Annotated in this window: 17 protein-coding genes and 1 riboswitch; of the genes, 11 read left to right on the forward strand and 6 right to left on the reverse strand. The window is 67.1% G+C overall.

What is annotated here, in order from left to right; all coding sequences use genetic code 11:
- The first annotated feature begins 170 nt into the window (after positions 1 to 170).
- Positions 171 to 271: riboswitch (ZMP/ZTP riboswitch) on the forward strand.
- A 137-nt stretch (positions 272 to 408) separates the two neighbouring features.
- From glyA to AP428_RS01325, 3 genes are all read left to right on the forward strand, one after another.
- Entirely contained in the window at positions 409 to 1,656 is a 1,248-nt protein-coding gene (gene glyA / locus AP428_RS01315; RefSeq protein ID WP_011544684.1) for a serine hydroxymethyltransferase, read from the forward strand.
- A 6-nt stretch (positions 1,657 to 1,662) separates the two neighbouring features.
- On the forward strand, positions 1,663 to 2,142 hold the full coding sequence (nrdR, locus tag AP428_RS01320) for a transcriptional regulator NrdR (RefSeq protein ID WP_011694173.1): 480 nt from the start codon (positions 1,663 to 1,665) through the stop codon (positions 2,140 to 2,142).
- A 181-nt stretch (positions 2,143 to 2,323) separates the two neighbouring features.
- Positions 2,324 to 2,611: a prepilin-type N-terminal cleavage/methylation domain-containing protein gene (locus AP428_RS01325; protein WP_231691672.1), complete on the forward strand. Its 288-nt coding sequence runs from the start codon at positions 2,324 to 2,326 to the stop codon at positions 2,609 to 2,611.
- 54 nt (positions 2,612 to 2,665) lie between these two features.
- Here AP428_RS01325 and AP428_RS01330 read toward each other — a convergent pair whose 3' ends face one another.
- The 3 genes from AP428_RS01330 to AP428_RS01340 all read right to left on the reverse strand — a co-directional run bounded on the left by AP428_RS01330 (position 2,666) and on the right by AP428_RS01340 (position 3,963).
- The gene (locus AP428_RS01330) at positions 2,666 to 3,109 is read right to left on the reverse strand and encodes a DUF3318 domain-containing protein (RefSeq protein WP_027813026.1); all 444 of its coding nucleotides are present in this window, start codon (positions 3,107 to 3,109) and stop codon (positions 2,666 to 2,668) included.
- Between the two features lie 43 nt (positions 3,110 to 3,152).
- On the reverse strand, positions 3,153 to 3,542 hold the full coding sequence (locus AP428_RS01335) for a phage holin family protein (protein WP_043887579.1): 390 nt from the start codon (positions 3,540 to 3,542) through the stop codon (positions 3,153 to 3,155).
- Between the two features lie 118 nt (positions 3,543 to 3,660).
- Complete coding sequence (locus AP428_RS01340; protein ID WP_006494044.1) at positions 3,661 to 3,963, reverse strand: YqjD family protein; 303 nt, start codon at positions 3,961 to 3,963, stop codon at positions 3,661 to 3,663.
- Between the two features lie 318 nt (positions 3,964 to 4,281).
- On the opposite strand from AP428_RS01340, the gene AP428_RS01345 reads away from it, so the two are divergent.
- Positions 4,282 to 4,920 carry a peroxiredoxin gene (locus AP428_RS01345; protein WP_006476788.1) on the forward strand — a complete coding sequence of 213 codons (639 nt, stop codon included), beginning with the start codon at positions 4,282 to 4,284 and terminating at the stop codon, positions 4,918 to 4,920.
- Between the two features lie 120 nt (positions 4,921 to 5,040).
- On the opposite strand, the gene AP428_RS01350 is transcribed toward AP428_RS01345, so the two are convergent.
- Positions 5,041 to 6,228: an acyl-CoA dehydrogenase gene (locus AP428_RS01350; protein WP_012327985.1), complete on the reverse strand. Its 1,188-nt coding sequence runs from the start codon at positions 6,226 to 6,228 to the stop codon at positions 5,041 to 5,043.
- 274 nt (positions 6,229 to 6,502) lie between these two features.
- Here AP428_RS01350 and AP428_RS01355 point away from each other — a divergent pair, with 274 nt between their 5' ends.
- Complete coding sequence (locus AP428_RS01355; protein WP_054927411.1) at positions 6,503 to 7,294, forward strand: IclR family transcriptional regulator; 792 nt, start codon at positions 6,503 to 6,505, stop codon at positions 7,292 to 7,294.
- A gap of 151 nt (positions 7,295 to 7,445) precedes the next feature.
- Positions 7,446 to 7,856: a GFA family protein gene (locus AP428_RS01360; RefSeq protein WP_054927412.1), complete on the forward strand. Its 411-nt coding sequence runs from the start codon at positions 7,446 to 7,448 to the stop codon at positions 7,854 to 7,856.
- A 175-nt stretch (positions 7,857 to 8,031) separates the two neighbouring features.
- Here AP428_RS01360 and AP428_RS01365 read toward each other — a convergent pair whose 3' ends face one another.
- Positions 8,032 to 8,835, reverse strand: coding sequence for an EAL domain-containing protein (locus AP428_RS01365; RefSeq protein WP_006484944.1), 804 nt, complete (start codon positions 8,833 to 8,835; stop codon positions 8,032 to 8,034).
- 364 nt (positions 8,836 to 9,199) lie between these two features.
- Between AP428_RS01365 and AP428_RS01370 the strand changes: the two genes are divergently transcribed.
- From AP428_RS01370 to fahA, 5 genes are read left to right on the forward strand one after another with little or no spacing between them, the layout of a single operon-like run.
- Positions 9,200 to 10,852, forward strand: coding sequence for an FAD-dependent oxidoreductase (locus AP428_RS01370; protein WP_054927436.1), 1,653 nt, complete (start codon positions 9,200 to 9,202; stop codon positions 10,850 to 10,852).
- A 28-nt stretch (positions 10,853 to 10,880) separates the two neighbouring features.
- Positions 10,881 to 11,111, forward strand: coding sequence for a DUF2783 domain-containing protein (locus AP428_RS01375; protein ID WP_006476783.1), 231 nt, complete (start codon positions 10,881 to 10,883; stop codon positions 11,109 to 11,111).
- Positions 11,108 to 12,466, forward strand: a complete 1,359-nt coding sequence (locus tag AP428_RS01380) for an MFS transporter (protein ID WP_054927413.1) — start codon at positions 11,108 to 11,110, stop codon at positions 12,464 to 12,466. Before AP428_RS01375 ends, AP428_RS01380 begins: the two co-directional genes overlap by 4 nt.
- A gap of 16 nt (positions 12,467 to 12,482) precedes the next feature.
- Positions 12,483 to 13,817, forward strand: coding sequence for a homogentisate 1,2-dioxygenase (gene hmgA / locus AP428_RS01385; RefSeq protein ID WP_006476781.1), 1,335 nt, complete (start codon positions 12,483 to 12,485; stop codon positions 13,815 to 13,817).
- Positions 13,814 to 15,118 carry a fumarylacetoacetase gene (gene fahA, locus AP428_RS01390; protein ID WP_054927414.1) on the forward strand — a complete coding sequence of 435 codons (1,305 nt, stop codon included), beginning with the start codon at positions 13,814 to 13,816 and terminating at the stop codon, positions 15,116 to 15,118. The genes hmgA and fahA overlap by 4 nt, the downstream gene beginning before the upstream one ends.
- A gap of 153 nt (positions 15,119 to 15,271) precedes the next feature.
- On the opposite strand, the gene AP428_RS01395 is transcribed toward fahA, so the two are convergent.
- Positions 15,272 to 16,432 (reverse strand): MFS transporter, encoded by a 1,161-nt coding sequence (locus tag AP428_RS01395; RefSeq protein WP_011544697.1) that lies wholly within the window; start codon positions 16,430 to 16,432, stop codon positions 15,272 to 15,274.
- Positions 16,433 to 16,470: the final 38 nt, after the last annotated feature.

A 16,470-nucleotide genomic window follows, 5' to 3' on the forward strand; every position in this document is an offset into this window, starting at 1 on the left:
GGTCGGTAACGGAATAGCGGGTGGAATCCCGCAAGCCTACTGAGAATGCCGCACCGCGGCAAGACGGCAAAGCGTGTCGGCACGGGCGCGTAGAGTCTGGCCCTTATTGTTTGGGGCGCCCTGCCGTGCGGTTGCCTATTCATGACGCATCCAATACACTAATGCGCTCATCACCCCTGCGTGACTGGCGATAGAACCCTCAGGGTTCAAGGTGGAGCATCCCACCGTGAAGCGCGGGGCGCCGTTTTTGCCGTTCGCCTGGGCAGCCGTTGTGCGCCGTCGCGTGCATCGCCGGTGGCTGTCCTGCCTCGCGTCATACGGATTCTTCCGCCACGTCGGGCTGGTCTCGCCAGCAGCGCACCGTACTCGGCCACTCCGGTCAACCTGTACACACTTAACGGAAACCGTATGTTTGACAGAGCCCAAAGCACCATCGCGAACGTCGATCCCGAAATCTTTGCAGCGATCGAGCAGGAAAACCGCCGCCAGGAAGATCACATCGAGCTGATCGCGTCGGAAAACTACACGAGCCCGGCCGTGATGGCCGCGCAGGGCTCGCAGCTCACGAACAAGTACGCGGAAGGGTATCCGGGCAAGCGCTACTACGGCGGTTGCGAGTACGTCGACGTGGTTGAGCAACTGGCGATCGACCGTGTGAAGCAGCTGTTCGGTGCGGAAGCGGCGAACGTGCAGCCGAACTCGGGTTCGCAGGCGAACCAGGGCGTGTTCTTCGCGATGCTCAAGCCGGGCGACACGATCATGGGCATGAGCCTCGCGCACGGCGGCCACCTGACGCACGGCTCGCCGGTGAACATGTCGGGCAAGTGGTTCAACGTGGTGAGCTACGGCCTGAACGAAAACGAAGACATCGACTACGAAGCGGCCGAGAAGCTCGCGCAGGAACACAAGCCGAAGCTGATCGTCGCGGGCGCGTCGGCGTTTGCGCTGAAGATCGATTTCGAGCGTCTGGCGAAGATCGCGAAGTCGGTGGGCGCGTACCTGATGGTCGACATGGCGCACTACGCTGGCCTGATCGCGGCGGGCGTGTACCCGAACCCGGTGCCGCACGCGGATTTCGTGACGACGACGACGCACAAGAGCCTGCGCGGCCCGCGCGGCGGCGTGATCCTGATGAAGGCCGAGTACGAGAAGCCGATCAACTCGGCGATCTTCCCGGGCATCCAGGGCGGCCCGCTGATGCACGTGATCGCGGCGAAGGCGGTGGCGTTCAAGGAAGCGCTGTCGCCGGAGTTCAAGGAATATCAGCAGAAGGTGGTCGAGAACGCACGCGTGCTGGCCGAAACGCTGGTCAAGCGCGGGCTGCGGATCGTGTCGGGCCGCACCGAAAGCCACGTGATGCTGGTCGACCTGCGCGCGAAGAACATCACGGGCAAGGCAGCGGAAGCGGCACTCGGCGCGGCGCACATCACGGTGAACAAGAACGCGATCCCGAACGATCCGGAAAAGCCGTTCGTGACGAGCGGCGTGCGCCTGGGTTCGCCGGCGATGACGACGCGTGGCTTCGGGCCGGCGGAAGCCGAGCAGGTGGGTAACCTGATCGCCGACGTGCTGGAGAACCCGGAGGACGCAGCGACGATCGAGCGCGTGCGTGCGCAGGTCGCCGAGCTGACCAAGCGTTTCCCGGTCTATCGCTGATCGCCGATGCGCTGCCCGTTCTGCCGGCATGACGACACGCAGGTCGTCGACTCGCGCGTGTCCGAAGATGGCGCCGCGATTCGCCGGCGCCGTCGCTGCTCGGCTTGCGACAAGCGCTTCACGACGTACGAGCGGGTCGAACTGAACCTGCCGGCCGTCGTGAAGAAGGACGGCAGCCGCACGGAATTCGACCGTCGCAAGATCGTCGCCAGCATGCAACTCGCGCTGCGCAAACGGCCGGTTGCGGCCGACGCGATCGACGCGGCGGTCGCCCGCATCGAGTATCAACTGCTCGCGACTGGCGAGCGTGAAGTGCGTAGCGAGAAGCTGGGCGAACTCGTGATGAACGAGTTGCGCGGCCTCGATACGATCGCCTATGTCCGCTTCGCATCGGTGTATCGCCGGTTCGAGGACGTTTCCGAATTTGCCGACGTGATCGAAGAGTTCCGTCGCGCCTCTCCCGCCAAGACCCCCCGTAAGCGCTGACGCGCTGCGTCCGTTTATCGTCTGCTCCATGGGTTCGATTCGCGCCGATTGTGTCGGTCGCGATCGCATGTCGCCTCGGCCGTTCGGCAAATGGCGCACGTTTGCACGCGCCGCTACAGTCGTCGCATCACCGTGGCGGAGGGCGATTGCGATGGAACGGGGCGCTCGACCCTTGAAGAATATGGTGCAACGATCGTGCGGATTCACGCTCGTCGAGTTGATGGTCGCCATGTCGCTCGCGGTGGTCGACATGGCGCCGCCCCCGGCGTTGTCGGACGCGCTCGCGTACGCGCCGCCGGATGGCGACGGTTCACCCGTGAGCTATGAACTGGCGGCGACGCCGCTCGACACCGGGCCGATGCACGACGATGCATGCGGCACGTTCACGCTGCGTTCGGACGGGACGAAAGGCAATACAGGAAGCGATGGCGTCGACGAACCGGGCGCTGTCTGCTGGGGTGTGCGCTGAGTGCGCAAGGAAGGCGCGCAGTGGCGCAGGGCCGTGCGCGCGGGATGCCGACGATCAGTCGTTCTGTGCGTCGAGCCCGCGTTCGTCGCGGGACTGTTTCCAGATCCGGTAGACCTCCCATGCGGCGAAGCCGAGCGTGCCCCACTTCAACGCGGGGCCCGCGCTCGCACGCAGCAGCGAGCGAACGGGTTTCGCCAGCACGAGCGACGCGAGCGAACTCAGCATCGGATACTGGTTGACGAGCTGGCCGAGGCTTGCGTTCAGGTTCTTGGCCGACTGGCCGAACCTGCTGGTCGACAGCCCGGGGATGAACACCTTGAGCCAGCTGAAGCGCGTGACGGCGTGGCGCATTTCGGCGGCAGCCTCCGCAAATTCGAGCCGCTCGACTTCGGATCGCAGGATCAGCAATTCCTTGCGGAGCGCGCGGTGCTGCGACGCACTCCAGTTCGATCGCGACGAATGGGAGCGGGAGGGATTGCCCGTGATGTTCTGGCTCATGGCGCGTCGACGAAGTAGGTGGGAGGGATGAGCGCGAAGGCGTTCACGGCTTGCCGCGGAACAGGTCGCGGTCTTTCTCGAGCTCGGCGAGCGTCGCCTCGAACACGGTCGGCGCGTCGCGCAGGCCCGAGCGCGCCTTCAGCGCGCATACGATGCCGCCAATGGCATACAGCGCGGTGATCGCGGCGAGCGCCTGCCAGCGGTAGGTATCCCAGAACGCGATCGCGATCAGCACGGTCAGGCTGATGAGCGCCATCGTCGCGAGCATCATCGCGGCGAGTCCGAGGAACAGCACGCCCATCAGGCGCTCCTTCTCCTCGGCGAGCTCGATGCCCACCAGTTCGAGGCGCGTCTGCAGAAGGCCGATGGCGGAGCCGACGAGGCGGCGCAACGGTCCTTGACCGGACGGCTGCGAGGGGGTGTCTGTCGTCATGGATGAGGTGCTTGCGCGTGCAGTAAGCAGCTAGGACAAAGCCGGCCGGCGCGGGCCGACAGGCTTCGACGCCCGCAGGCCGCAACCCGGCCCGCGGGACGAAACGGCGCAGAGCGCGTTACTTGCGGTTGATCAGCAGGCCGATCAGCACGCCGACGCCGGCGGCCACGCCGATCGACGTCCACGGATGCTCGTGCACGTAGTCGTCGGTCGCGCGTGCAGCCTTCTTGCCTTTCTCGACCACCACGACCTGGACGTCGGCTGCCTTTTCCTTGGCCTGCTTCAGGCGCGACATGGCTTTCTCGCGCAGCTCGGCCGCACGGTCGCCCGTGCTGCTCGCCGCTTGCTTGAGCAGGTCTTCGGCGTCCGAGAGAACGGTTTTGATATCCGACATCAGTTTCTCCTTGTTGATTTCCGACATTGCAACTCCCTTCGTGCTGTCATGCTGCAGGTTCACATCGTAGCGAAACCCCTGCCTGCTGGCGAGCCGGGAAGACACACGGCGGCAGCGCAAGACTGCATGGTAAACGACTTGTAATCATGAACAGAGCGGCAAACGGGTTGAAAAGTTTCCCCCGCGAGCTTCCGTTCTGCCATGACGCCGGGTAAAAATGACAAAAAAGTATGAATATCAAACGGAATAATCGTTCGCACGGCCCATTGCTTCCCGTAAGCTGATGGACTGCCCCGCGCTGTCCAGCGCGCGGTTTCAACCAGCATCGTTCGAGGAGGGAACATCATGAGTCTGCGTCTTGGCGACATCGCACCGGATTTCGAGCAGGAATCGAGCCTGGGCACCATCAAGTTTCACGAGTGGCTCGGCAACAGCTGGGGCGTCCTGTTCTCCCATCCGGCCGACTACACGCCGGTGTGCACGACCGAACTCGGGCTGACCTCGAAACTGAAGGGCGAATTCGAGAAACGCAACGTGAAGGTGATCGCGCTGTCGGTCGACGGCGTCGAATCGCACAAGGGCTGGATCAACGACATCAACGAAACGCAGTCGACGGTCGTGGGCTTTCCGATCATCGCCGACGCGGACCGCAAGGTGTCGCAGCTGTACGACATGATTCACCCGAACGCGAACGAAACGCTGACGGTGCGTTCGCTGTTCGTGATCGACCCGAACAAGAAGGTGCGGCTCACGATCACCTATCCGGCCAGCACGGGGCGCAACTTCGACGAAGTGCTGCGCGTGATCGACTCGCTGCAACTGACCGATAATTACAAGGTCGCGACGCCCGGCAACTGGAAGGATGGCGACGATGTCGTGATCGTGCCGTCGCTGCAGGATCCGGAAGAGCTGAAGAAGCGCTTCCCGAAGGGCTTCAACGCGGTGCGTCCGTATCTGCGCCTGACGCCGCAGCCGAACAAGTGAGCATCGGCGGCCCGCGGCCGCGGCTGCGATGAAAAAAAGCCCGCTCGGCAGTCATGCCGAGCGGGCTTTTGCTTGGGCGGCGTGCGCGGCATCGCTGCCGCGTGCGTCATGGCCGGATCATCAGAAGAATGCCTGGATGCCCGTCTGCGCGCGGCCGAGGATCAGCGCGTGGATGTCGTGCGTGCCTTCGTACGTATTGACCACTTCGAGATTCACGAGGTGGCGCGCGACGCCGAATTCGTCGGAGATGCCGTTGCCGCCGAGCATGTCGCGCGCGAGGCGGGCGATGTCGAGCGCCTTGCCGCACGAATTGCGCTTCATGATCGACGTGATCTCGACGGCGGCCGTGCCTTCGTCCTTCATCCGGCCGAGGCGCAGCACGCCTTGCAGGCCGAGCGTGATTTCGGTCTGCATGTCGGCGAGCTTCTTCTGGATCAACTGGTTCGCGGCGAGCGGCCGGCCGAACTGCTGGCGGTCGAGCACGTACTGGCGCGCGGTGTGCCAGCAGGACTCGGCGGCGCCGAGCGCGCCCCACGCGATCCCGTAGCGGGCCGAGTTCAGGCAGGTGAACGGGCCGCGCAGGCCGCTCACGTTCGGCATCAGGTTCTCTTCGGGCACGAACACCTCGTCGAGGACGATCTCGCCGGTGATCGATGCGCGCAGCCCGACCTTGCCGTGGATCGCCGGCGCCGACAGGCCTTTCCAGCCCTTCTCGAGGATGAAGCCGCGGATCGCGTCCTTGCCGTTCTCTTCCAGCTTCGCCCATACGACGAACACGTCGGCGATCGGCGAGTTGGTGATCCACATCTTCGCGCCGGACAGCGCGTAGCCGCCCGGCACCTTCTTCGCGCGCGTGACCATGCTGCCCGGGTCGGAGCCGTGGTTCGGCTCGGTCAGGCCGAAGCAGCCGATCCATTCGCCGGTCGCGAGCTTCGGCAGGTATTTCTGCTTCTGCGCGTCGGAGCCGAATTCGAAGATCGGCACCATCACGAGCGACGACTGCACGGACATCATCGACCGGTAGCCGGAATCGACACGCTCGACTTCGCGCGCGATCAGCCCGTAGCTGACGTAGTTGAGGCCGGGGCCGCCGTATTCCTCGGGAATCGTCGGGCCGAGCAGGCCGACCTCGCCCATCTCGCGAAAGATGGCCGCGTCGGTGCGTTCGTGGCGGAACGCTTCGGTGACGCGCGGCGCGAGCTTGTCCTGGGCATACGCCTGCGCGGCATCGCGGACCATTCGCTCTTCTTCGGTCAGTTGCTGGTCGAGCAGCAGCGGATCGTCCCAATGAAAAGTTGCAGCACTCATCGTCTCATCTCCTGTCGGCCCGAGTTGGCGCTTCAGCGCTTACTCGGGCCCCATGCTTCGCGGTCGGCCAGAGTGGACGCTTCAGCGCTTACTCCGGCCCCATGCTTTGCGGTCGGTCGGAGCGGGCGCTTCGGCGCCGGCCCCGAGCCCGTGCTTTTCAGTCGGACAGAGGCCGCGCTGCAGCGCTTGCTCCGGGTTGATGCCTGAAGTTCGCTTGACTTGCGTTCCGCTGTGCGGAACAATGTTTTGCAAATCGACCTCAGTGTAGCACCGGATGACACTTTCAACCATCGACGACACCACGATCGACGAGCGCAAATTCGTCGTCGCGCTCGCGCGCGGGCTCGACCTGCTGCGCGTCTTCCGGCCCGGCGAGACGATGCTGGGCAATCGCGATTTCGCGGAACGCACGGGGCTGCCGAAGGCGACGGTGAACCGGCTCGCCTATACGTTGACCGTGCTCGGCTATCTGCGCTACGACGAGACGCTCGGAAAGTATGCGCTGGACGCCGGCGTGCTGTCGCTCGGCTACGCGCTGCTGTCGGGCTCGGGGACGATCGATCTCGCGCGGCCGCACATGCAGGCGCTCGCGCGCGAGATCGGCGCGGCCGTGTCGCTCGGCTGCCGCGACGGGCTCGACATGATCTATCTGGAGACGATCCGCAGCGAGACCGCACTGACGCTCGGGCTCGCGCCCGGTTCGCGGCTGTCGATGCTGACGAGCTCGATGGGGCGCGCGTACCTGGCCGTGCAGCCGGAGGACGTGCGCCGCGCGCTCTATGCCGAACTGCACCGCGCGGCCGGCGGCGCGGCCGACGCCGATGCGCTCGTCGTCGCCGCGCAGCAGGCGGTGGCCGAATTCTCGGCGGGCGGTTGCTGCTATTCGTTCCGCGCGTGGCACGCGGACGTGAACGCGGCGGCCGTGCCGTTTCGCGAGCCGCGCGAGGGGCGCTGGCTGATCCTGAGCTGCAGCGGCCCGGCGTCGTCGATGGACGAAGACGTGTTTCGCACACAGGTCGGGCCGCAACTGAAGGCGCTCGCGCAGCGGCTCGGGCAGACGGTCTGAGAGCGACGAGCGCGCGGGTGCTGTGATCGTGCGGCAACCAGCTCGTGCGCAACAGGGGGGGAAGCAGAGGCGGCGCGGCACCGTTGCGTATTGCGCGACGGGCGAACCGCGCTCATCATCGTTCGCCTGCTTCCCGACGACGAGGTCTGCGATGGCGCACCCCGAACCGATGGAAGGCGGATGCGCGTGCGGCGCGATCCGCTACCGTATCGCCGGCGTTCCGACCGACGCCGGCTTCTGCCACTGCCGGCTCTGCCAGCGCACGACCGGCGCGGCGGTCGTCGCATCGGCATCGGTGCCGATCGACGCATTCGAATATCTGCGGGGCGAACCGACCGTCTACGCGTCGAGCGCATGGGGCGAACGGCGCTTCTGCGGCCGTTGCGGCGCGCAACTCGAATACCGGCGCTCCGACGCGCCGCGGACGGTCGAGATCAATTACGCGACGCTCGACGAACCGTCGCGGCTGCGTCCGGCTTGGCACGTCTGGTACGGCGATCGTTTCTCGGGCATCGAGATCGACGACGATCTACCGAAGTACGACGACGGTGGCAGGGAGTAGGCGTGCGCCGGTGCCGGGCGGGTGCGCAAGCGCATTCGACCTTTCTGCATGAACGAACGAGGAACCGGCCGGCGTCGTGCGACGCGTGTGCTGAAAGCCGATTCCCGAGGCAACCCGACACCGGCATCCACCATCCGGCGCGCCGCGCTTCGCGCGCGCTTCTCCCGCCGATCGCTCAGGCCGTCACGACCTTCGCGAACACCGGCCCCTGCATGAACCGCACGTCGTGCTGGCGCAGCAGCTCGCACTGCGTCTCGTCGACCACACCGTCGAAGATCAGCGGAATCCGCACGCGCTGCGCGTAGGCGACGAGCGCCTTGACCATCCCGTCGCGCAATGCGATGCCCGCATCCATCTTGATGTAGTCGGGGCGCGCCATGTCCGATTCGACCGCGAGGATGCGGCCCGGGTCGGGCAGCTTGTCGGCGACCTTGAAGCCGTGATGCTGATAGCTGCGCGTCAGGTAGCCGAGGAACGTCTTGTGGGCGACCGCGACCGCCGGCAGCTCGATCACGATCCGCTCGGGCGGCAGCCCGAAGCGCTGCAGCACCGACGAGAAATGCTTGCCGTGGTCGTACTTCACGCTCTTGAGCAGCCGCTCGTGCACGCGCAGGAACAGCAGCCCGTGACGCTGCGCCCCGAAGAAATTGATCGCGTGCAGCGCGCGCGACAGGCGGTCGATTGCGACCAGCGTCTGGTCGTCGACTGCTGCGTCGACCGGGTCGTGCTGCGCGCCGGTGACGAGCGTGACGGCCTGGAAGCCGAGCTCGTCGCCGTAGCGCTCGATCGCGTCGGCGAACGACGTCGATTGCGGCGCGCCGGGCATCGTCACGTCGTAGATCGGCTCGTACGCGCTGGCGAGCGTGCGCTCGGGCAGATTCGCGCACGCGGTGCCGCCTTCGGCAAGCGCGAGGTGTTCCCGCAGATACGGCAGTTGCCCGGCACGGCTGACCAGCTCGGGGATGGTAGGCGGAATCATCGGCGTGAGAAGGAAAAATGGCGGCCGAAAGGGCCGCCTCGTGACTTGATATTAGCAGCGCGCGCCGCGCTCGGCTCGGCGTTTCACTCATATGGTTATCCCGTCCCCGAGCGAACGACTAGGGTTTACGTTGATTTCACTATTCGTAATTGGTTTTACTATTCGTAAATCCAAGATTTGTCGCCGATCAAGAAATGCGGCATGCGGGCGCCGCGAAACGGCGCCGTTCACGAATCAACAGGAAGCAAGGAGCGAGACGTGGCGGTTGTTGACAGGACAAGCGGGCAGGCGCGCCGCGAGGAGACGGACGGAGCGACGGGCGCGGCGGTACGCGCACGGCGGGGTTGACGCGCGGATGGCGACCATGAGCATCGATTACCAGACGCTGAAGTTCGAGTACCGCGCCCGCGCGCACGACGCGGCCGTCCACCCGGTGATCGTCGTCGGCGCGGGCCCGGTGGGCCTGGCCGCCGCGATCGACCTCGCGCAGCAGGGCGTGCCGGTCGTGCTGCTCGACGACGACGACACGCTGTCGACCGGCTCGCGCGCGATCTGCTTCGCGAAGCGCACGCTCGAGATCTTCGACCGGCTCGGCTGCGGCGAGCGCTTCGTCGACAAGGGCGTGAGCTGGCACGTCGGCAAGGTGTTCCTGCAGGACGAGCAGCTTTACGCGTTCGACCTGCTGCCCGAGGAGGGGCATGCGCGCCCCGCGTTCATCAACCTGCAGCAGTACTACGTCGAAGGCTATCTGGCCGACCGCGCGTTCGAGCTGCCGAACATCGACATCCGCTGGAAGCACAAGGTGACGGGCGTCGACCAGTCGGCCGAACACGCGGTGCTGACGATCGAGACGCCGGACGGCGTCGCGACGCTGCGCGCGCAATACGTGATCGCGGCCGACGGCTCGCGCAGCCCGATGCGCACGATGATGGGTCTCGAAAGCCGCGGCCGCACGTTCAAGGACCGCTTCCTGATCGCCGACGTGAAGATGAAGGCGGAGTTTCCGACCGAGCGCTGGTTCTGGTTCGACCCGCCGTTTCACCGCAACCAGTCGGTGCTGCTGCACCGCCAGCCGGACAACGTGTGGCGCATCGACTTCCAGCTCGGCTGGGATGCCGACCCGGTCGCCGAGAAGCAGCCGGAGCGCGTGATCCCGCGGGTGCGCGCGCTGCTCGGCGCGGACGTCGAGTTCGAGCTCGAGTGGGTGAGCGTCTATACGTTCCGCTGCCAGCGGATGGACACGTTCCGCCACGGCCGCGTGCTGTTCGCGGGCGATTCCGCGCACGGCGTGTCGCCGTTCGGCGCGCGCGGTGCGAACAGCGGCGTGCAGGACGCGGACAACCTCGCGTGGAAGCTGAAACTGGTGCTCGACGGCCGTGCGCACGACCGCCTGCTCGACACCTATGCGAGCGAGCGGGAGTTCGCGGCCGACGAGAACATCCGAAACTCGACACGTTCGACTGACTTCATCACGCCGAAAAGCGCGGTGTCGCGCGTGTTCCGCGACGCGACGCTGAAGCTTGCGCGCGACTGCGAGTTCGCGCGCAAGCTGGTGAACAGCGGGCGCCTGTCGGTGCCGGCCGTGCTGGCCGATTCGCCGCTCAACACGCCGGACCGCGGCGGCGACACGTTTGCGTGCGCGATGCGGCCGGGCGCGGCGGCGGCCGATGCACCGGTGCGCGCGCAAGGCGCGTCGGGCTGGCTGCTGCAGCATCTGCGCGGCGGCTTCACCGGCGTGCTGTTCGGATTGCCGGGCGACGCGGCCGCGCTCGCGCAGGCCGTCGACGGCCTCGCGCCAGCGGTGCGGCCGGTGCTCGTCGTGCCGGCCGGGCACGCGCAGCCGGCGGCCGGTGTCGACGTCGTGGAGGACGTCGACGGCCTCGCCGCGCAGCGCTACGACGCGCAGCCCGGCACGTTCTACCTGCTGCGTCCCGACCAGCACGTCTGCGCCCGCTCGCGCACGCTCGACCGTCAGGCGATCGCCGACGCACTGGCGCGCGCGAGCTGCGCACGCTGAATACGATAAAGACACCGGAGACACCGTCATGCCCCCACTCGATACCCGCCCGCGTCTGGCCGATCCCGATGCGTTCTACGAAGCGCTGATCGACATGCATCGCGACCTGTCGGATGCCGACAGCCAGCTCGTCAACGCGAAGCTGATCCTGTTGCTCGCGAACCAGGTCGGCGACGCCGACGTGCTGCGCGAAGCGATGGCGCTCGCGCGCCGGGGCGTGACGCCGCCCGTGCATCCGGCCGCCGAGGTGGCGCAATGAGCGCGGCGGCCGATACGCGCGTGCTCGAAGTCGAGCGCGTGATCGACGAGACCCATCGCCCGGGTTTTCACTGGATGCTGCTCGCGCTGTGCGGGCTGTGTCTCGTGATCGACGGTTTCGATGCGCAGGCGATGGGCTACGTCGCGCCGAGCGTGATCGCCGAATGGGGTGTGCCGAAGCAGGCGCTCGGGCCCGTGTTCAGCGCGAGCCTGTTCGGGATGCTGCTCGGCGCGCTCGGGCTGTCGGTGCTGGCCGACCGGATCGGGCGGCGCCCGGTGCTGATCGGCTCGACGCTGTTCTTCGCGGTGACGATGCTCGCGACACCGTTCGCGGGCTCGATTCCCGTGCTGATGGCGCTGCGCTTCGTCACCGGTCTCGGCCTCGGCTGCATCATGCCGAACGCGATGGCGCTGGTCGGCGAGTTCAGCCCGGCCGCGCATCGCGTGAAGCGGATGATGATCGTGTCGTGCGGCTTCACGCTCGGCGCGGCGCTCGGCGGCTTCATCAGCGCGGCGCTGATTCCGGCGCTCGGCTGGCGTTCGGTGTTCTTCGTCGGCGGTGCGGTGCCGCTCGTGCTGACGATCGCGATGGTCGCGCGGCTGCCCGAATCGCTGCAGTTCCTGGTGTTGAAAGGGCGCGTCGCGCAGGCGCGCGACTGGCTCGCGCGGTTCGCACCGGAAGCCGGCATCGATGCGAATACGCGGCTCGTCGTGCGCGAACGCGCGGCAAGCGGCGCGCCGGTGGCCGAACTGTTCCGCCATGGCCGCCTGCCGGTCACGCTGCTGCTGTGGGCGATCAGTTTCATGAACCTGATCGATCTGTACTTCCTGTCGAACTGGCTGCCGACCGTGATGCGCGAAGCCGGCTATTCGCCGGGCACGGCGGTGATCGTCGGCACGGTGCTGCAGACGGGTGGCGTGATCGGCACGCTGTCGCTCGGCTGGTTCATCGAACGTTACGGCTTCGTGCGCGTGCTGTTCGCCTGCTTCGCGTGCGCGGCCGTGTCGGTGGGGCTGATCGGCTCGGTCGCGCATGCGCTGCCGTGGCTGCTGGTCGTCGTGTTCGCGGGCGGGTTCTGCGTGGTCGGCGGGCAGCCGGCCGTGAACGCGCTCGCGGGCCAGTATTACCCGACGTCGCTGCGCTCGACGGGCATCGGCTGGAGCCTCGGCATCGGCCGGATCGGCTCGGTGCTCGGGCCGCTCGTCGGCGGGCAACTGATTGCGCTCAACTGGTCCAACGGCGCGCTGTTCCACGCGGCCGCGGTGCCCGTGCTGTGCTCGGCGCTGTTCGTGCTCGGCCTTGCGGGCGTCACGCGCCGCAGCGCTGCGCAGGCGCCGAACGCCGCCCTGAATTGATGGAGAAAGGAAAACGATGACGCTTGACCTGTCGAAACCGGCGACCGCCGGCTACCTGAGCGGTTTCGCGAACGAATTCGCGACCGAGGCGCTGCCCGGTGCGCTGCCGCACGGCCGCAACTCGCCGCAGCGTGCGCCGTACGGACTGTACGCGGAGCAGCTGTCGGGCACCGCGTTCACCGCGCCGCGCGGCCACAATCGCCGCTCATGGCTGTACCGGATTCGCCCGGCCGCCGTACACCGGCCGTTCGAGCCGTATGCGGGCGCGCAGCGGCTCGTGTCGGAATTCGGCGATTCGGCCGACGTGCCGCCGACGCCGCCGAACCAGCTGCGCTGGGACCCGCTGCCGATGCCGGTCGAGCCGACCGATTTCGTCGACGGTCTCGTGACGATGGCCGGCAACGGGTCGGCCGCCGCGATGAACGGCTGTGCGATTCATCTGTATGCGGCGAACCGCTCGATGCAGGACCGTTTCTTCTACAGCGCGGACGGCGAGCTGCTGATCGTGCCGCAGCAGGGGCGGCTGTTCATCGCGACGGAATTCGGCCGGCTCGATGTCGAGCCGTTCGAGATCGCGGTGATCCCGCGCGGCGTGCGTTTCACCGTCGCGCTGCCGGACGGCGATGCGCGCGGCTACATCTGCGAGAACTTCGGTGCGCTGCTGCGCCTGCCGGATCTCGGCCCGATCGGCTCGAACGGGCTCGCGAACCCGCGCGATTTCCTGACGCCGCAGGCCGCGTACGAGGATCGCGAAGGCGCGTTCGAGCTGATCGCGAAGCTGAACGGCCGGCTCTGGCGCGCGGACATCGGCCATTCGCCGCTCGACGTCGTCGCGTGGCACGGCAACTACGCACCGTATAAGTACGATCTGCGGCTGTTCAACACGATCGGCTCGATCAGCTTCGACCATCCCGATCCGTCGATTTTCCTCGTGCTGCAGGCGCAGAGCGACACGCCGGGCGTCGACACGATCGACTTCGTGATCTTCCCGCCGCGCTGGCTCGCGGCCGAGGATACGTTCCGCCCGCCGTGGTTCCACCGCAACGTCGCGAGCGAGTTCATGGGGCTCGTGCACGGCGCGTACGACGCGAAGGCCGAAGGCTTCGTGCCGGGCGGCGCGAGCCTGCACAACTGCATGTCGGGCCACGGGCCCGATGCGGACACGTTCGAGAAGGCGTCCGCGAGCGACACGACGAAGCCGCACAAGGTCGACGCGACGATGGCGTTCATGTTCGAAACCCGCACGCTGATCCGGCCGACGCGCTACGCGCTCGACACCGCGCAGCTGCAGGCCGACTACTTCGAATGCTGGCAAGGCATCAAGAAACACTTCAATCCGGAGCAAAAGTGAGCGATATCCAAGACTGGCGCGCGACGCTCGACCCGGCTCGCAAGAGCTGGATCGACACGGCGAACGATCCCGCGTGCGATTTCCCGATCCAGAACCTGCCGTTCGGGATCTTCAGCGATGCGAAGCAGGGCGTGCGCCGTGCCGGCGTCGCACTGGGCGACCAGATCGTCGATCTCGCCGCGCTCGCGCGTGCGCGCCTCGTGACGCTGCCGGCCGGGGTCGACGTGTTCGCCGCGCCGACGCTCAACGCGTTCGTCGCGCTCGGTCGCGACGCGTGGCGCAGCGTGCGCGTGCAGCTGTCCGCGCTGTTCTCGCGCGATAACGCGACGCTGCGTGACGACGCGGCGCTGCGCGCGCAGGTGCTCGTCGCGCAGCGCGACGCGACGCTGCATCTGCCGGTCGAGATTCCCGGCTACACCGATTTCTATTCGTCGAAGGAGCACGCGACCAACGTCGGCTCGATGTTCCGTGATCCGAAGAATGCGCTGCTGCCGAACTGGTCGGAGATGCCGATCGGCTACAACGGCCGCGCGTCGTCGGTGGTCGTGAGCGGCACGCCGGTGCGGCGCCCGAACGGGCAACTGAAGCTGCCCGACCAGGAGCGTCCGGTGTTCGGCGCGTGCCGTAAGCTCGACATCGAACTGGAGACGGGCTTCATCGTCGGCAAGGGCAACGCGCTCGGTGAGCCGATCGCGTGCGAGGACGCGGAAGCGCATATCTTCGGGATGGTGCTGCTGAACGACTGGAGCGCGCGCGACATCCAGCAGTGGGAATACGTGCCGCTCGGGCCGTTCAACTCGAAGGGCTTCGCGACGACGATCTCGCCGTGGATCGTCACGCTCGACGCGCTCGAACCGTTCCGCGTCGCGCAGCCGGAGCAGTCGCCGCAGCCGCTCGCGTATCTGCGGCATGCGGGCAAGCATGCGTTCGATATCGCACTGGAAGTGACGCTGCGCGCCGAAGGTGCGGCCGAGGCCACGTCGATCTGCCGTACCAACTTCAAGCACATGTACTGGACGATGGCGCAGCAGCTCGCGCATCACACGGTCGCGGGCTGCAACACGCGCGTGGGCGACCTGATGGGCTCGGGCACGATCAGCGGGCCGACCAAGGATTCGTTCGGCAGCCTGCTCGAACTGACGTGGAACGGCAAGGAGCCGGTCGCGCTGAACGGCGGCGGCAGCCGCACGTTCATCGAGGACGGCGACGAGCTGACGCTCGCCGGCTGGTGCCAGGGCGAGGGTTATCGTGTCGGCTTCGGTACGTGTGCGGGCAAGATTTTGCCGGCGCGCAGCGTGTAACGGATCGCAGCCCGAAATGTGACGTGTAGTCACGCGTAGTCCGGAAGGACGGGACGGCCCCGCATTGCGCGGGCCGCTGCCGTTACCGCGGGAAGGGCGCGAGCGGGCCGATACGTACGGGGACGTGATGCTGCGCGCCAACGCCAACCCGCATCAGACCGCGCGTTGCACCGCGGCGCGGCGTTCCCACAGCGCGGCCGCGACGAACGCGGCGACACAGGCAACCAGCACGCCGATGAGTGCGTTGCTGCCCAGTTGCTCCATCAACGCGCCCGCCACCAGCGGGCCGCCGAAGCTCGCAGCGCTCCACGACGCCGACACGAGCGAACTCGCGGTGACGAGCGCCGCGCCGCGGAACCGTTCGCCGCACGCGACGAGCGACAACGTATAGATGCTGCCGGCCGCCGCGCCGAGCACGAACAGCAGCGGCCAGCACAGCCACGGATTCGCGATCACGAACGGCAGCAGCGGCAGGCCGGCCAGCACGATCCAGCCGGCACCGAGGTGCACGCGTTCGCGGCCGAGCTTGTCCGCGAGCCAGCCGATCGGGAACTGCATCGCGGTGTCGCCGAACAGCATGATCGACGCGAGCAGCACGGCGGTCGCGCTCGCGACGCCGTGATCCATCGCGTAGAGCGGCAGCAGCGACAGCGCCAGCGTGTCGAACAGCGCGAAGAAGCCGGTGCCGATGATCAGCGCCGGCATGCGCGGCAGTACCGCGAGCCAGCTGTCGTGCGCTGCGTGATGCGCGTCGTCGCCGGCGAGCGGTGCACGGCGGATCGTCGCGAGCGTCGGCAGCGCGAGCAGGAACAGCGCGCCGCACAGCGCGAAGCGGATGCTGGTCGCGCCGGCGATCTGGCTGACGAGCACGGGGCCGGCCATCTGGAACAGCGTGAAATTGGTCGCGTAGATCGCGACGACGCGACCGCGTGTCGAATCGTCGGCGAGCTGGTTGACCCATGCTTCGCCGATCGTGAACAGCAGCATCAGCGCGGCGCCGCACAGCACGCGCAGCACGCCCCACAGGATCAGGTTCGACGTGAACTGCATCAGCGCGGTGGCCGCCGCGAGCAGCACGACCGACACGACGATCGCGCGGCGCGCGCCGATGTGCCGTGCGAGCGCGGTGACGAACGGGACGATCGCGAGGCCGCCGAGCGCCTGCGCGGCGGTCAGCATGCCGACGACGTTGGTGCCGTGCCCGGCTTCGGTCAGTGCGAGCGCGGTGAGCGGCAGCGTGGCGCCGGTCCCGAGACCGACGACCGCAACACTCAGGATCAGCGCGAGGAAGTCGCGATTGAGAATGGCTTTCATCGGCCGCGATGCTACACCGCGACCGTTGAAAGGTCCAT

The sequence above is a fragment of the Burkholderia sp. E168m22 genome, assembly GCF_001319805.1.
Lineage (GTDB): Bacteria > Pseudomonadota > Gammaproteobacteria > Burkholderiales > Burkholderiaceae > Burkholderia > Burkholderia orbicola.